Source organism: Variovorax sp. GW821-FHT10D07, assembly GCF_059415325.1.
Genome location: NZ_JBWKMZ010000013.1, coordinates 49,861 through 64,867, shown reverse-complemented (window position 1 = coordinate 64,867; position 15,007 = coordinate 49,861). Strand labels below are relative to the sequence as shown.

Sequence of the window (15,007 nt, the reverse complement as noted above, 5' to 3'; positions counted from 1 at the left end):
GAAAAGCTCTTCCGTGGATCACGATGCTGCCGCGAAGCGGCTGGCTAGGACGACTGCGCGCGTTTAGATGGACTTGATCTCGCCGCCGTCCATGCGAAGTACGGTTCCGGTCATCCATTTCGCTTGGGATGACACCGCAAATGCAATCAGATCCGCGATTTCCCCAGCCTCTCCGAATCGAGAAATTCCCGCCTGCGCCAAAAATGCCTTCTTGGCCTCTTCCACGGTGACACTCCTCGCACTTGCCGCCTTTTCTATCATTCCCATCCGCCTCGAGGTCATCACCGCTCCCGGCGAAACGCTGTTCACCTGAACGCCATCAACAATTCCTCGATCAGCAAATGCCTTAGCCATCGCTTCGATTGCCGCATTGATCGCTGCAACGGCAGCTGCAGCTGCCCTCGGTGCTTCGGCCGACGTACCCGAGATAAAAACAACCGAACCAGAGGATGCTTTCAACGCATCCCACGCGCGAATGGTCAGACGACGCGCCCCGTGAAACTTCAACGCAAGCCCAGCATCCCACTGTGCATCCGTCATCTCGAAAATGTCCAATCCGGGCACCGCTCCTGCCACGTTCACAAGCGCATCGATCCTTCCAAAGGCTGCAATCGCTTTCTCGATGACCAAGTCACTCGCTGCCAACACACTCAGGTCTCCTTCAACTTCGATCGCCTCAGCTCCCAAAGCGCGCACCTGCGCGGCGACCTCTCCAAGTTTCTCGCCACTTCGAGCTGCCAGGACAATCCCTGAGAAATCTTTTGCTAGACGCAGTGCTGTCGCTTTACCGATTCCAGAACTTGCACCTGTGACTACCGCTACTTTCGTCGACATTTCAATTCACCTGCTGTTGATAAACCATAAGTGCGTCCAAGCCTCGCTCAGACAGCTTTAACCTCGCCGCCATCCATTCGCAGCGCCGTGCCCGTCATCCATCGCGCCTTCGGAGATAAAAGAAAAGAGATCAACTCCGCAATTTCTTCAGGTTCTCCATACCGAGAGATTTCCGCCTCCTTAGGAAATCCTTCCAAGGCATCTTCAAATGTCATGTTGTGCGCCGGCGCCCAGTGCTCCAGGTATGACCTGCGCCGCCCAGTCATTACCGGCCCTGGCAACACGCTGTTGACCTGCACTCCGTCCTCTATCCCAAGGTCTGCAAAGGCCTTCGCCAAAGCAACGATCGCCGCATTTATAGTTCCAACTGCGGCGTAGCCGGCTCTTGGAAAAAGCGCTGAGTTTCCGGAAGTGAGGACTACCGAGCCACCGCTTTGCTTCAGATATCTCCATGCCTTCACAGTCAACCGTCGGGCGCCATGGAGCTTGAGCGCCATTCCCGCATCCCATTGCGCGTCACTCATTTCGAGAACGTTGACCTGAGGCACCGCGCCTGCAATGTTGACCAGTGCGTCAATCCTTCCAAAAGTGTCGACGACGCGTTTGACAATCGTTTCTGCGTTGTCGACCTCGCTCAGGTCTGCAGCCAAAACCAGGCTGCTAGCACCAGCCTTGCTCACGCGATCGGCCACCGCTTGAAGCTTCTGAGCGTTGCGGGCAACCAGTGCCACATTCCCATAGTCTCGCGCTAACCGGATCGCTGTCGAGGCACCGATGCCCTGACTAGCCCCTGTCACGATCACCACTGCTTGTTGCATGTGTTCCACACCCTTTGCTAAGCCCCGCCTGCCCTGTGATCTGCCCCTGCTCTCTCAGCGGGAGCCTCATAGGCATGCACTTCCAGTCCGCGAAGATTACGATTCCGATAGTAACTTGTCAACCTGTATTTTGACGGTTACTACAGGGCAGAGTATGGCGTTTTTTTGCGACAGGTTGGCGATCTCGTCGTGTAGAGTAACCAGGCTGAGGTGTTCAAAGTAAGCCCTCGGCATCATCGAGAACAAGAGGTTTAAGAAGGTCGATATGACGAGAATCGAAGAGGAGCTGCTGCATGCTTGACCACCAATCGGTACGCGAGCGGTTTGTGCGCTGCAGAGCACTAACAGAGCATCTAAGCGTTGGAATATCGGAGGCAGACGCGACAGTTCAGTCAATGCCGGATGCGTCGCCGGCCAAGTGGCATCTCGCACACACCACATGGTTCTTTGAGACGTTTGTGCTGCGCCGGGCGCTCAGAGGCTACAGGGTCTTCAACAGCCAATATCACTACCTTTTTAACAGCTACTACGAGGCAGAAGGACCGAGAATGGCCCGGTCTTTGCGCGGCCTGATCACTCGACCCTCATTGAGGGAGATTAGCGAGTACAGAGCTTATGTGAACGGGATCCTCGAGCAACTGCTGGAGTTCGCGAGCGAGGATGTGCTCAAAGTCGTCGAGCTCGGATGCAATCACGAGGAACAGCACCAGGAATTGATGCTGACCGACCTCCTTCATCTTCTATCGCAAAATCCAACGTCTCCTGCGCTTTGGCCAAGCGAAGAGGTTGAACATGGCTCGCATGTCCCACTGGAGTGGATTGCGGGACGCGAAGGCCTGGTGGAGATCGGTCACCAGGGGGAGCGCTTTTCTTTTGACTGCGAAGGACCTCGGCACAAAACATGGTTAGCGAAGCATTTCCTGGCCAACCGAGTAATCACGAACTCGGAATGGCTGGAATTCATGGCGGCCGGTGGATATAAAACCGCAAACCTATGGCTTTCCGATGGTTGGGCGTGGGTGTGTAAAGAGAAGATTGAGGCTCCACTGTATTGGCGCTGGGACGACCGCGGAGAATGGTCCAGCCAGTTTGGAATCGATGGTCTGAAGCCGCTGCATCAGTTCGCGCCGGTGCGCCATATTAGTTACTACGAAGCCGACGCCTTTGCACGATGGGCGGGCGCAAGGCTACCTACCGAGGCTGAGTGGGAAAGCGCAGCGCAAGGATTGGATCCGAATATAGGAAACCTGCTTACTGATGAACGGGTTGTACGACCGTTAGCGGCACAACTCTCGGCGAGTGGAGACCGGATTGGCATCCTCCCTGACCTGGCTCGCCTCCAGCAGATGTTCGGAGACGTATGGGAATGGACTCGTTCTGCATACTTGCCATACCCTGGATTTAGGCCTGCGGAAGGTGCCGTGGGTGAGTACAACGGTAAGTTCATGTCGGGGCAATTCGTCTTGCGTGGGGGCAGCTGCGCTACTCCGCAAGGACATGTGCGATCGACCTATCGAAACTTCTTTTATCCCCATCAGCGCTGGCAGTTCAGTGGTTTGAGACTTGCAAGAGACGGTGAATGATGCTGAGAACTGAGCAAGAGCATGGATCTGCGAATCGTGGAGAGGTGATGTCACCATTCCTCGAAGATGTCATGTTCGGGCTAATGCAAGCGCAAAAAGCGATTCCGGCGCGGTGGTTTTACGATCACCGTGGCTCGGAGCTCTTCGAAGAGATTACTCAACTGCCCGAGTACTACCCCAGCAGAGCCGAACGATCCGTTTTGGCTCAAATCGGCAGCTGGTTGGTAGATATTATTGGCAAGGAGCGCGTGGTTGTCGAGTTTGGTTCGGGGTCTTCGGTGAAGACACCTCTAGTGCTGAGGTCGATAGAGCCGGCAGCCTATGTGCCCATCGATATCTCCGGCGAATTTTTACGAGAATCCGCGGCGACCCTCTCTACGTCATTTCCCACCCTGGCCATCCATCCGATTGAAGCCGACTTCACCAAAGAGGTACAACTCCCGTCGACATGCGCAGGTCGTGCCCTTGGATTTTTTCCCGGATCAACGATCGGTAACTTGGTGCCACCGGCGGCAGTGGATCTGCTTAGAGCGATGTCACGAACGCTTGCGGAGGGTTCTTATCTGCTGATCGGAATCGATCGCATCAAGTCGCCCGCGATCCTGGTGCCGGCGTACGACGATGCCCAGGGCGTGACCGCCAAATTCAACCTCAACTTGCTACATCGGATCAACAGAGAGCTTGGAGCAGATATCGATGTAAGTAAGTTCAAGCACATCGCTCGATGGAACGAATCGTTCTCGCGAATCGAGATGCATCTCCAAGCTAAAGATGATCTAACCTTTTGCGTGGCAGGTAGCCGCTTCTCAATGAAGGCCGGCGAAAGCATTCATACAGAGAACAGCATCAAATACAGTAGCTTGGATGCGCGCGTTCTGCTACGGGCAGGCGGGTGGAATCCGGTGGCTGAATGGTCGGACGAACAAGACATGTTTGGAGTTTATTTGGCGCAGCAGTACGACGCTCCGGCTGCGCCTTGAAGTTTGTCAGCGATGGTCACAAGGACGCAACATGAACACGCTCCTTTCGGTGAATGTTGGCCTTCCGCGCGAGATCGAATGGCGCGGAAAGAGTTATCGGACGGCGATCTGGAAACGTCCTGTGGGCGGGAGGCAGTATGTGCGCCGATTGAACATCGATGGCGATGCTCAAGCCGACCTCAGGGGACACGGTGGCGAACAGCGTGCAGTTTTGGTATATCAACTAGAGTCCTATGACTATTGGAGCCGGGAGTTCGGCTGGTCAAGCTTTGAGTATGGGCAGTTTGGCGAAAACCTGACAGTCCAGGGATTGCCGGATTCTGAGGTTTGCATCGGCGACCGTTATCAAATAGGCACCGCGGTGTTCGAGGTAACACAGCCAAGGGTTACGTGCTACAGATTGGGGATCCGACTCAATCTTCCGGAGCTTCCAGGGTTGCTAGTGTCACGCGGTCGGCCTGGCTTTTATATGCGGGTGATCTCAGAGGGGCGTATTGGCGCTGGCGATGAGATCATCAAGATTCTGAGCGGCCCTGAGCAAATGAGTGTCGCGCGCACCGACGCTCTTCTCTACACGGGCAAGCATCCTGAGAAGGACCTTCGGAGCATCCTGCGAGTGCCCGCGCTAAGCCCTGGGTGGCGCGGATCATTTGAGGCGTTGTTGCAGCAATCCCAGACAGGTGACACCAAGAGCAATGCTGGTCTGAGCAGCGCTCCCGACGCTCCACTGTGGCAGGGATTTCGCCGAGTATCCGTGGTCGGCATCGAACGGGAGTCGGAAGCTGTCAGATCGTACGTGCTCGCAGATCCAGAAGGATCTGCACTCCCCTCAGCACGCGCAGGGCAATACATCGTCACAAGACGCCTCGCGCCTGATGGGGCGACATTGATCACGCGAAGCTATTCTCTGTCGGGTCCTCCGATCGCAGGGACCTACCGCATCAGCGTTAAAAGGGAGGGCACGGGATCTGGAAGCGCGGACTTACACGATCGACTAGAAGTCGGTAGCTCTATGGAAATCAGTGCTCCCCGCGGCGAATTCTCGCTGAGTGAAGGCGCCACTCCTGTCGCCCTCATAAGTGCGGGAATCGGCCTCACGCCCATGCTATCAATGCTTCACCGGATCGCGCTGGACGAGCAAAACGATGCGCCAAATCGACGACGCCAAGTGTGGTGGATTCATGCAGCACGAGATAAAAATTCCAGAGTATTTACAAAGGAGTCGAATCAGCTTTTGAAATATTTATCAGGCGCTAGAATTCACATCGCTTTCAGTAAACCGAGGGTTGATGACATACCGGGGAAGGACTTCGACTCATCGGGACGTATCGACATTGCGCTACTTAGATCACTCGAGATTCCGTCGAACTCCGAGATCTATGTTTGCGGCCCTAATGATTTCATGAAGGAGGTTGTGAAGTGCCTGATGGAACTAAGCTTCCTGCCGAATCAAATTCACACTGAGGCTTTCGGCGTAGCTCGCTTCAATCCCGCTTCGCATGCTTCGTCCGAGAATCGGACTATCTCAGAAGACAGAACCCAGCCTCTAGTAACTTTTGCACGCAGCGGGATTGCGGCTCGCTGGAACGCAAAGGAGAGAAGCTTGCTTGAGTTTGCTGAGTCTTTGGGCGTTGAGGCCAGTTGGTCATGCCGTTCTGGCGTGTGTCATCAATGCGAGTGCTCGATTATCGATGGCATCGTCAATTATGCTATTCCGCCACTAGATGAGCCGGCCACTGGTCGAGTCCTTATTTGTTGCGCCAAGCCTATCTCTGATGTGCAACTGGATATCTGAGTTGTCCAACGGCATAAAAAATATCGCCAACGACGCTTCAAAGATTGCCAGGCAACGCCAGAGTTTTTTCAGCGCTCCTTGAGCATAGAAAGAAGCAAAAAAAAGCCCGCACGAAGCGGGCGAGGCGTTTACCTTGAAGTTGACCGACTCGTCACGGCACCAAGATCCCTGATAGCGTCTGACAAGCTAGCCGCAGCCCTGGTGGTCTGAGCTGGTTTGGATTTTAACAGTAACTGCCATCACCGGCTCATCAAAGATCAACTCAAACGCTCTACATGAAAGACGTTGCAGAGTTACCGGAGGCGCCGATCGTCCATAAGTACTTATCAAAGACTCGATCGATGAACCATGGAGACTCAAGTGCCCTCTTGGCTTCATCATGAAACTCGGGATCGATACAAGTCCAATCTAGGCGGTCTGTCAGCTGACCCACTGCATCTTCGATAGAACGCTTATTCACATCGAAATGCTTTGACCACGATGCGGAGTATTTACGATAGTTCGCAGCCAGGCCACCATGCCCATCGAACGCAGCAAGTGCATCTACGGCTCGCTTGTCGAGAATGCGTACATCATGGCGGCCGGCAAACCAGAGAAACTTGGTGGCGGCCGACAAAAGCTTCTTCTCGGTTGCCTTACCAACCGGCGACACTTTTCCTAGTTGTGCAGCTAGAGCAGGAATCTCATCGTTCAACGGACTGGAGCTTGCCACCGACCGAATGAGGCATTCCGCAGCCTTGACCCAGCGAGGATCGTCTTGCAACTTATCGGGATCCTTTTTGAAGCCACGAGCAACCATGTACTTGCCTGCCAGATTACCCAGGACTAGGGCATCTATGCCAGTACCCCCAGCAGGCTTCAAGTTCCGCATGAAGTTCCGATCCGTAACAAACCATTGGTTTGCATATGACAGCGCGGAATGCTTGATAAGCCAAGACTTCCCCGCACTTGCAACTGACTGCTCAGATTTCGTTCTTCCCATGAATCCCTCAAATTTCTCGGCGACTTAATTTTTTCCCTGATATATCTAGAGCCGCTCAAAGAAATACGACCACCCCCCCCTGGGTGGTTATTTTTTCGTCCTTGGCCCTTGCCGGCCCCACTACTTGGCTTAGAGGTTATCTCCTAAGGGTGCAGGCGAGGCATCCGGCCTGGTGTAGACCAAGAGACAACAGCAAATCAAACCAAATCCGATTACGGGAAAACCGAGAGCCGTTGCCGCCGCAACAGAAAAAATTCCAAGAGTTACTGCCGAGCGCTTATGCAGCACACTCCAAATTCTTGGCGACAACTCCTTAGAACATGTTCTTGAAGCCTCTACGCAGAGCAACATATAGCTCAAATTAACAAGCACAAATACTGCGGCGTAGACAAAGACAGGAACCGATGCGAGCTTGCTATCGGCCACCCATGCGGTCGAGAAAGGGACCAAGGACACCGTGAAAAGATGACCGAAGTTGCCCCAAATCAGTTTGGGCGTCGCACTCTTCGCAAATCGAAGGATGTGATGATGATTAACCCAGACGATTGCAACGAACAAGTAGCTCACAGCGTAAGTAATCGCTGTTGGCCATAGGGTCATCAATGCCGCCCAGGTATCTCCGTGCGGAGGGCGCAGTTCTAGCACCATGATGGTGATGATCACGCCAAAAACAGCGTCAGAGAAGAGCTTCAACCGCTCGGTGTTGTCAACTTCTGTGCTCAACGCAATCTCACCCCTTGTCGACCGCTGTACTCAGCGTCTTGCCAATGCGCCACCGATCCTTTGAGAGGGTAGCAAACACAATCCATACAGCCCGGACGGCTCCTGGCACAGCCGTAGTCCTCGAAAAATTGTCGTCGCGAAAACCACAGCAAGGTAAGTGGACGATTAAAGCCTAGCGCGAGCTGCGTAACTTGTCAATCTCAAACGAGTCAGTTACCTTTTGGTAACCTAGGCACCTTTGGGGGCCTACGCTCCTGCTTTAAGACTCAGGAAGGTTTGGAATGAGCGACATTCGTCCCCCGCCCATGTTCTTGGCGGATTCTCTTGCACTCGATTTTTTGAATTCCATTGGATTTCCAGTAGACACACAGGTCGAGTGGCTCGCCTCCGGACAAGACCTCGTGAACTGGCTACGGGAATCAGGCATGGTCAGCCCCGAGATTCTTGCCGAACTGAGCGACGCCGCAGGCCCTGGTGAACTTGATGCCGTCGCCGCCCAAGCTCGAGCCTTGCGCGAGTGGTTCAGAGACTTCGTTCGAGAACATAAAGGAGAACGGCTTTCGCGCAAGGCCTTCAAAGATCTAGAGCCACTCAATCGCCTTCTCGCTCGCGATGAAGAATTTGACCAGATCGAGATCCGGGACAAGCATTCAACTCAAGGCGACGAGCCATCCGATTTTGCTTGGGTTCGTCGACGGCGCTGGCGCTCTGCGGACGCACTGTTACTCCCGATCGCCAAGTCGATGGTTGACCTTCTTGCGAACGCCAACTTCGCCCATGTGAAGGCCTGTGAGGGACCGACGTGCACGTTGATGTTCCTTGATACGACAAGAGGCCACATTCGTCGATGGTGCAGCATGGCCGTTTGTGGAAATCGAGCGAAACAGGCAGCGCACCGACAGAGAGTGACTCAATCGAACAACAATCGCAAAAGCAGTTGATACGAACCCAACGTTCAGTCAGCCCCCTGTAGCGCTGTAACAATGATCTCGACCAACAGCTCAGACCGTGCCAACTTTGACTCGCCGGTAGCACGCGCGGGTGCAGCGCCCGGAACAACCCAGGCATCCCAAACCTCATTCATCTGCGCAAAGTCTCTTTCAATATCACGCAGCCAGATCTGAGCAGATACGATACGAGATTTATCGCTACCGGCCTTTTTCAGGTACACCTCAATCTGCTCGAGCACCTGCTTTGTCTGGCCTTTGATGTCCTGCGTTGCATCAGGTGCAACCACGCCAGCTAACCAAACGGTTCCATTGGCAACAACGGCACGGCTCATACGCTGACCGGAATCCACTCTCTGAATGCTCATAATCGCTTCGCTTTCTAAGATTTTCAAGATTTCATAAGCTAGATGGAAGCCACCAGTTCCGGCACGGCCGTGAACAGGTCGGCCACGAGGCCGTAGTCGGCGACCGAGAAGATCGGCGCTTCCTCGTCCTTGTTGATCGCCACGATCACCTTGGAGTCCTTCATGCCGGCCAGATGCTGGATCGCACCCGAGATGCCCGCGGCGATGTACAGCTGCGGCGCCACGATCTTGCCGGTCTGGCCCACTTGCCAGTCGTTCGGCGCATAGCCCGCGTCGACCGCTGCGCGGCTGGCGCCGAGGCCCGCGTTGAGCTTGTCGGCCAGCGGGGCCATCACTTCGGTGAACTTCTCGGCGCTGCCCAGGGCGCGGCCCCCCGAGACGATGATCTTGGCGGCCGTCAGTTCGGGGCGTTCGCTCTTCGTGACTTCGCGGCCCACGAAGCTGCTCTTGCCGCTGTCGGCCACGCCTTCGGCGGTTTCGATCGCTGCGCTGCCACCCGTGGCGGCCGCGGCGTCGAAGCCGGTGGTGCGAACGGTGATCACCTTGGTGGCATCGCTGCTCTGCACGGTGGCGATGGCGTTGCCCGCGTAGATCGGACGTTCGAAGGTGTCGGGGCTGTCGACCTTGGTGATGTCGCTGATCTGCGCGACATCGAGCTTGGCGGCCACGCGCGGCGCGACGTTCTTGCCGTTGGCGGTCGAGGGGAACAGGATGTGGCTGTAGTTGCCGGCGATCGCGAGGACTTGCGCCGCGACGTTCTCGGCCAGGTTCTCGGCGAGGCTGGCGCTGTCGGCTGCGATGACCTTGGTGACACCGGCGATCTGGGCAGCGGCCTTGGCGGCTTCGGCCGCATTGGCGCCAGCCACGAGCACGTGGACGTCGCCACCGCAGGCGAGCGCGGCGGTCACGGTGTTGAGGGTGGCCGGCTTGATGCTGGCGTGGTCGTGTTCAGCAATGACGAGTGCGGTCATGTTCGTTGTCTTCCTCAGATCACTTTGGCTTCGTTCTTCAGCTTGTCCACCAGGGTCGCCACGTCGGGCACCTTGATGCCGGCACCGCGCTTCGGCGGTTCCGAGACCTTCAGGGTCTTCAGGCGCGGCTTGACGTCCACGCCGAGGTCCTCGGGCTTGAAGGTGTCGAGCTGCTTCTTCTTGGCCTTCATGATGTTGGGCAACGTGACGTAGCGCGGCTCGTTCAGGCGCAGGTCGGTCGTGATGACGGCCGGCAGCGTGAGCGAGACGGTCTCGAGACCGCCGTCGACTTCACGGGTCACGTTGGCCTTGTCACCGGCGACTTCGACCTTGCTCGCGAAGGTGGCTTGCGGCAGGTCGGCCAGCGCAGCCAGCATCTGGCCGGTCTGGTTCGCATCGTCGTCGATCGCTTGCTTGCCGAGGATGATGAGATGCGGCTGTTCCTTGTCGACCAGCGCCTTGAGCAGCTTGGCCACGGCCAGCGGCTGCAGCTCTTCCGAGGTCTCGACCAGGATGCCGCGGTCGGCGCCGATGGCCATCGCGGTGCGCAGGGTTTCCTGCGACTTGGCGTCACCGCACGAGACGGCGATGACCTCGGTCACCACGCCCTTTTCCTTCAGGCGCACGGCCTCTTCGACGGCGATCTCGTCGAAGGGGTTCATGCTCATCTTGACGTTGGCGATGTCCACGCCCGTGCCGTCACTCTTGACGCGCACCTTCACGTTGTAGTCGACGACCCGTTTGACAGTCACTAGCACCTTCATAGCTCTTCGTTCCCAAAAACAGTCACTCACTTACCTGCTCGACCGCAAACGCAAGCCTAGCAACGCCTTCTTTGATTTCATCAACACTTGGAGCTGCATACGAGAGCCTCATTGTCGAATGCTCTGGACGCCCCGCAAAGAACGCGGACCCCGGCACAAATAACACTCCACGATCAACAGCTGCCGCGAACAGCGCCTTCGGGTCAATCGCACTATCAAAAACAGCCCACAAGAACATCCCGCCGCGAGGAGAGGAAAATTCAAAGCGGCCATTCAATTTCTCGGACAGACCGGTGGTTAAAGCCGTCATTCGACTCAAATATTCGGCGCAAGCTGCTCCTACCGTAGGAGCATAGCGACCGAGGTCTAAATATTCAGCGGCAATCAGCTGTGAAATTGGTGAAGTACACAGATCACTTGTCTGCTTCGCAATCGCGCAACGGCGCATCACATCCGGCCCCGCGATCATCCAGCCAATACGCAACGCGGGCGCTACTGTCTTAGACAGGCTGGAGAGATATATGACCGGATTCCTAGGACCGAACGCCTCTCGACCAAACTCGTAAACTGTTCCAATCGCTCGATCCCCAAACCTCAATTCTCCATATGGATCATCTTCAATCACTAGAAATCGATACCGGATAGCCAACTCGACCAGCTTCCTGCGTCTCTCTTCGGATAGTAATGCACCACTCGGGTTGGAGAAGGTTGGCACCGTATATAGCAGCTTCGGGCGGCGTTCAAGCGGAGTTGCGATCAACATCCCCTCCAACTTATCCAGATCTAATCCCGATCGATCCACCGGGACAGACGTAATCTCCGCCTCTATCAAGCGGAGCGTTTGAATGACTGCGGGGTATGTAGGCGACTCCACATAAACACAATCCCCCGATGATACAAAAACGCGAATTAGTAAATCGAACGCTTGCTGCGACCCTGTAGTTACAAGTACTTCCCCAGGATCACACGAGATGCCGCGCGTCTCACATAGCCTTGCTAGCGCTTCGCGCAACTGGAGCGAACCTTCGGTAGCACCATACTGAAGCATCTTCGCGCCACCTGTAAATGCGCGCCTGCTCGCCTCCTCCAAGCCTTCAGCATCCAATAAGCTTGGCGATGGATACCCCCCCGCGAAAGAAATCATTCCTTCTCGGCTCAGGTAAGGAAACAGCTCTCGGATCGGCGAGCCCGCAGGATGCACGAAACTGGGTGAAAAATTTACACTGTTCATGGGATGATCAAGTACACAGCCTGGAAGTCCAGAATGAATCGGTCCTACAAGCGAGCGTCTGCAAAATCAACCACTCCGCATAGGCCTTGAGGGTCAAGCAATCGCTTGATGCCCAGCGACAAGGCTTTCGAGCGTGTGCTCGTGTGCAGATCGTAGTAGCGCAAGTTATGTGGCCCAATACCGTGTTCGGCACTGAAGCTGCCATCAAATTGCCGAACGGCCAACTCGTAGACGGCGTCTCTTAGTTTCAGTACCTCGACTTGGTCATAGGCTTGTGGCGCCGCCGTAGGCCAGACAACATTGAAGTGAATTCCTCCATCTGCAATATGGCCGAAGTCCACGACGATCAGGTAAGAGAAATCCTTTCGCACCAATTCTGCGGCGGCTTCCCTGAAATTCATGATCTGCGACCGTGGAACCGAAACGTCAAAGGCAATTACTTTTCCCAACTTGCTCGCGCCTTCACTGATGCTGTGACGTAGGCGCCAAAGATCTTCGGATTTTCCAAGTACTGCGTCCGATATCAATGAACCGAAATGCTCCTCGAGAAACGCATTTAGCAGATCCTGAAGCTCTACCCCCATGCGCTGCGACGAAACACTCGACTCCAGCTCGACCAGAAGAGCAAACTCGGGCAGGGCGCCACTCTCGAAAGGACTGCGCAGATTCGGTACATGCTCCACCGCCGCACGAATTGCTTCTCGAGATATGCCTTCAAACGCTGAGAGGAAATCGCCTAGTTGAGCTTCCAAAGCATTCAGAATCGGCAACACTGAATCCCCCGAGACCGGGGCGATCAACGCTGTTGCAGACTGCTTGGGCCGCGGATGGACCTCCAAACTTACTTCCGTCACCACACCCGATGCGCCCGAGGTCCCCACAAACAATTGCTTGAGATCGAATCCGGTGTTGTCCTTACGAAGGGCCCTACCGAAGCGGACCCTCTCCCCAGGCGGGTCAAAGAGCACAACCTCAACGGACAAGAGGTTGTGACGCACATCACCGTAGCGAATCAGACGAGTTCCACCGGTATTAGCGCTAACCATTCCTCCGATGGTGGGATCGGCGCCCAGATCGATCGGAAACCAAAGATCATGAGGCTGCAACGCGTCGTTGAGCTCATGCAGCAAAACTCCTGCCCCGACCGTAACGCTGCGGTTGCCGACGTCTACATTGCATGTACTACGCAACCGGCCGGTGGACAACACCACTTGATTTCCCGAAATCCCGGGTGTGCTACTACCCACGAGACCAGTGTTCGCCCCCTGAATCACGATCGGCACGCCGTTCTTCGAACACAGCCTGACAATGGCCTCAACCTCCGAAGTCGACGCCGGCCGCACAACGCACAAGGCTTCTCCTTTCCCGTATCGGGCCCCATTGAGATAGGCTTGCGCCTGCGCCAAGTCCACCATCCCCTGAGGACCAACGATCGCCTCAAGCTGAAGCACTAGGTTATCGGGCGCCGAGCCCGCAGAGAAATCTGCCGAGCTCATGCTGACGCACTACTAACCTGATCCCGAATCGCCTGGATCGAACGTTGCTGGGCCGCGTCATAGAGCGAAAATTCGTCGAGAACTGAATCTCCTAGATCGCGCTCAAAGATCTCCTTGGCTTCATTTGCCTCATAGACGCGCTGTTCGTCCCCTCCGAGATTCGATTGAAAGATTCCGGCAGCACTCACCGGCAGAAAATCTTCGTAGGTGATCGGGGTCGCGGCAACCAAGCCTCGATCAACCATCTCATCGATCGAAGCAGTCTTAACATCCGCCAGCGGAAGCTGCCGGCCCAGATCTGTCAAGCTATAGCGGAAGAATGCCAACCCCTCCTTACGAAGCTGATTCAAGTCGTCAGGAAACGCGGCGAACACGCTCGAGAGATGCTGGATATAACTTGCATCTTCCGGCCGCGTCTGCCTGGCTTGCAGGAGCAAACTGTCATAGAGATTTCGGCCCTTTCTTGTCAAGGCCATCCCGCGCTGCTCGATCTCACCAAAGCGCGCAGTATGCGTCCCGGCGCTACCGTCACCGAGAAACTTCACCCCCTCCTCTAGTGCCTTAAAGCTCGTTTGCCGCAGCAAGATCGCGTGCTTGCGCGGAGGCGGCCCCTCGATCACCGACTTTGCATCGATGCCTCGATCCAGCATTTCGCGCTGCGCAGCGTCGATGTCCATCGTACGTGGCGTTAGGTGATTGATATGAGGACCACTAAAACTGACGACGTCGGCAACGAGTCGATGCGCGTCGAGCAGTTCCTTGTAAGTTTGCGCACCAACAGTGGCCTCCCCATGCCAACGGAAAGTCTGCGTAACCTCGGCCACGAACTCATCCGCCTCTTCTGACGTCAGACCCTGCACTTCCTCGTATCGCCTCATCAGTGCCAACGCACGGGGGGTGAAGATGTTGCGCTGCTGGAGAATCGAGCGCGCCTTATCGCGCAGCTGCGTATCCGGAATCAGCTCCAAGCGCAGCAGCGATGTAAAAACTCGAAAGGGGTTGAAAGACAGCGACGCGTCCGTGATCGGGCGAAACGCGGTTGCATGCACCGGCACACCTGCAACAGAAAGGTCATAGTAGCCAACCGGCAACATGCCCATGACTGCGAAGATCCTGCGCATATTAGACAGTTCAGCAGCTGTGCCCAGGCGTATTGCGCCGTGCCGCTCGACATCCATTCTTTCGAGCTCGCCTGCGTGCAGCATGCGCGCCCGCTTCTGCGGATCATCCGCCAAGACGGTGGCGTTGACGTCGGCAACTAGGTCTTGCAAGGCACCATACAGCGGTACCTCCTTGCGATACATCTCCGACATGGCGCGGGAGAAACGAGCCCGAACTTCGTCGGCGCTAACGTGCACTGTCATGGTCATGGGTCAATCAGCTCCAGCGCGCCTCAACTGGGAGTTTCGCGGCAAGAGCTATATCCTCTTAGCTGTCAAAAAAATATGTGAATGCGTGTATTGTCCTAATACACGCATTCACGGGTCAAAGGATCTTTGCGATGGACATTGTTCG

The 15,007-nt window shown here is 55.7% G+C and carries 14 protein-coding genes; 4 read left to right on the top strand and 10 right to left on the bottom strand.

Annotation, left to right across the window (positions count from 1 at the left end; all coding sequences use genetic code 11):
- Positions 1-63: 63 nt before the first annotated feature.
- Together AC07PU_RS30920 and AC07PU_RS30915 are read right to left on the bottom strand one after the other, a co-directional pair.
- Positions 64-834: an SDR family NAD(P)-dependent oxidoreductase gene (locus tag AC07PU_RS30920; protein WP_495322100.1), complete on the bottom strand. Its 771-nt coding sequence runs from the start codon at positions 832-834 to the stop codon at positions 64-66.
- A 47-nt stretch (positions 835-881) separates the two neighbouring features.
- Positions 882-1,652, bottom strand: a complete 771-nt coding sequence (locus tag AC07PU_RS30915; RefSeq protein ID WP_495322099.1) for an SDR family oxidoreductase — start codon at positions 1,650-1,652, stop codon at positions 882-884.
- Positions 1,653-1,945: 293 nt separating this feature from the next.
- Here AC07PU_RS30915 and egtB point away from each other — a divergent pair, with 293 nt between their 5' ends.
- From egtB to AC07PU_RS30900, 3 genes are read left to right on the top strand one after another with little or no spacing between them, the layout of a single operon-like run.
- Complete coding sequence (gene egtB, locus AC07PU_RS30910; protein WP_495322098.1) at positions 1,946-3,235, top strand: ergothioneine biosynthesis protein EgtB; 1,290 nt, start codon at positions 1,946-1,948, stop codon at positions 3,233-3,235.
- Between the two features lie 47 nt (positions 3,236-3,282).
- The gene (gene egtD / locus AC07PU_RS30905) at positions 3,283-4,215 is read left to right on the top strand and encodes an L-histidine N(alpha)-methyltransferase (RefSeq protein WP_495322097.1); all 933 of its coding nucleotides are present in this window, start codon (positions 3,283-3,285) and stop codon (positions 4,213-4,215) included.
- 31 nt (positions 4,216-4,246) lie between these two features.
- Positions 4,247-6,010: an MOSC domain-containing protein gene (locus tag AC07PU_RS30900; protein WP_495322096.1), complete on the top strand. Its 1,764-nt coding sequence runs from the start codon at positions 4,247-4,249 to the stop codon at positions 6,008-6,010.
- Positions 6,011-6,281: 271 nt separating this feature from the next.
- Here AC07PU_RS30900 and AC07PU_RS30895 read toward each other — a convergent pair whose 3' ends face one another.
- The gene (locus AC07PU_RS30895; protein ID WP_495322095.1) at positions 6,282-6,881 is read right to left on the bottom strand and encodes a hypothetical protein; all 600 of its coding nucleotides are present in this window, start codon (positions 6,879-6,881) and stop codon (positions 6,282-6,284) included.
- A 240-nt stretch (positions 6,882-7,121) separates the two neighbouring features.
- Positions 7,122-7,715: a TMEM175 family protein gene (locus AC07PU_RS30890; protein WP_495322094.1), complete on the bottom strand. Its 594-nt coding sequence runs from the start codon at positions 7,713-7,715 to the stop codon at positions 7,122-7,124.
- A gap of 281 nt (positions 7,716-7,996) precedes the next feature.
- On the opposite strand from AC07PU_RS30890, the gene AC07PU_RS30885 reads away from it, so the two are divergent.
- Positions 7,997-8,656, top strand: a complete 660-nt coding sequence (locus AC07PU_RS30885; protein WP_495322092.1) for a CGNR zinc finger domain-containing protein — start codon at positions 7,997-7,999, stop codon at positions 8,654-8,656.
- Between the two features lie 14 nt (positions 8,657-8,670).
- Here the strand turns inward: AC07PU_RS30885 and AC07PU_RS30880 are convergent, their stop codons facing one another.
- Genes AC07PU_RS30880 through hglS form a run of 6 tightly spaced genes read right to left on the bottom strand, consistent with a single transcriptional unit; the run spans position 8,671 to position 14,862 of the window.
- Complete coding sequence (locus AC07PU_RS30880) at positions 8,671-9,030, bottom strand: RidA family protein (RefSeq protein WP_495322354.1); 360 nt, start codon at positions 9,028-9,030, stop codon at positions 8,671-8,673.
- Positions 9,031-9,068: 38 nt separating this feature from the next.
- Entirely contained in the window at positions 9,069-10,001 is a 933-nt protein-coding gene (locus AC07PU_RS30875; RefSeq protein WP_495322091.1) for an electron transfer flavoprotein subunit alpha/FixB family protein, read from the bottom strand.
- A 14-nt stretch (positions 10,002-10,015) separates the two neighbouring features.
- Positions 10,016-10,765 (bottom strand): electron transfer flavoprotein subunit beta/FixA family protein, encoded by a 750-nt coding sequence (locus AC07PU_RS30870; RefSeq protein WP_495322090.1) that lies wholly within the window; start codon positions 10,763-10,765, stop codon positions 10,016-10,018.
- Positions 10,766-10,787: 22 nt separating this feature from the next.
- The gene (locus AC07PU_RS30865; RefSeq protein WP_495322089.1) at positions 10,788-11,996 is read right to left on the bottom strand and encodes an aminotransferase-like domain-containing protein; all 1,209 of its coding nucleotides are present in this window, start codon (positions 11,994-11,996) and stop codon (positions 10,788-10,790) included.
- Between the two features lie 44 nt (positions 11,997-12,040).
- Positions 12,041-13,492 carry an FAD-binding oxidoreductase gene (locus tag AC07PU_RS30860; protein WP_495322088.1) on the bottom strand — a complete coding sequence of 484 codons (1,452 nt, stop codon included), beginning with the start codon at positions 13,490-13,492 and terminating at the stop codon, positions 12,041-12,043.
- On the bottom strand, positions 13,489-14,862 hold the full coding sequence (hglS, locus tag AC07PU_RS30855; RefSeq protein ID WP_495322087.1) for a 2-oxoadipate dioxygenase/decarboxylase HglS: 1,374 nt from the start codon (positions 14,860-14,862) through the stop codon (positions 13,489-13,491). The genes AC07PU_RS30860 and hglS overlap by 4 nt, the downstream gene beginning before the upstream one ends.
- Between the last annotated feature and the right edge of the window lie 145 nt (positions 14,863-15,007).

Excerpts from the sequence above, each read along its gene's own strand:
- egtD (WP_495322097.1), top strand. The coding sequence starts at position 3,283 with ATGTCACCATTCCTCGAAGATGTCATGTTCGGGCTAATGCAAGCGCAA.
- hglS (WP_495322087.1), bottom strand. The coding sequence starts at position 14,862 with ATGACCATGACAGTGCACGTTAGCGCCGACGAAGTTCGGGCTCGTTTC.
- AC07PU_RS30885 (WP_495322092.1), top strand. The coding sequence starts at position 7,997 with ATGAGCGACATTCGTCCCCCGCCCATGTTCTTGGCGGATTCTCTTGCA.
- AC07PU_RS30875 (WP_495322091.1), bottom strand. The coding sequence starts at position 10,001 with ATGACCGCACTCGTCATTGCTGAACACGACCACGCCAGCATCAAGCCG.
- AC07PU_RS30920 (WP_495322100.1), bottom strand. The coding sequence starts at position 834 with ATGTCGACGAAAGTAGCGGTAGTCACAGGTGCAAGTTCTGGAATCGGT.
- AC07PU_RS30895 (WP_495322095.1), bottom strand. The coding sequence starts at position 6,881 with ATGCGGAACTTGAAGCCTGCTGGGGGTACTGGCATAGATGCCCTAGTC.
- AC07PU_RS30915 (WP_495322099.1), bottom strand. The coding sequence starts at position 1,652 with ATGCAACAAGCAGTGGTGATCGTGACAGGGGCTAGTCAGGGCATCGGT.
- AC07PU_RS30880 (WP_495322354.1), bottom strand. The coding sequence starts at position 9,030 with ATGAGCATTCAGAGAGTGGATTCCGGTCAGCGTATGAGCCGTGCCGTT.
- egtB (WP_495322098.1), top strand. The coding sequence starts at position 1,946 with ATGCTTGACCACCAATCGGTACGCGAGCGGTTTGTGCGCTGCAGAGCA.
- AC07PU_RS30860 (WP_495322088.1), bottom strand. The coding sequence starts at position 13,492 with ATGAGCTCGGCAGATTTCTCTGCGGGCTCGGCGCCCGATAACCTAGTG.
- AC07PU_RS30900 (WP_495322096.1), top strand. The coding sequence starts at position 4,247 with ATGAACACGCTCCTTTCGGTGAATGTTGGCCTTCCGCGCGAGATCGAA.
- AC07PU_RS30865 (WP_495322089.1), bottom strand. The coding sequence starts at position 11,996 with ATGAACAGTGTAAATTTTTCACCCAGTTTCGTGCATCCTGCGGGCTCG.
- AC07PU_RS30870 (WP_495322090.1), bottom strand. The coding sequence starts at position 10,765 with ATGAAGGTGCTAGTGACTGTCAAACGGGTCGTCGACTACAACGTGAAG.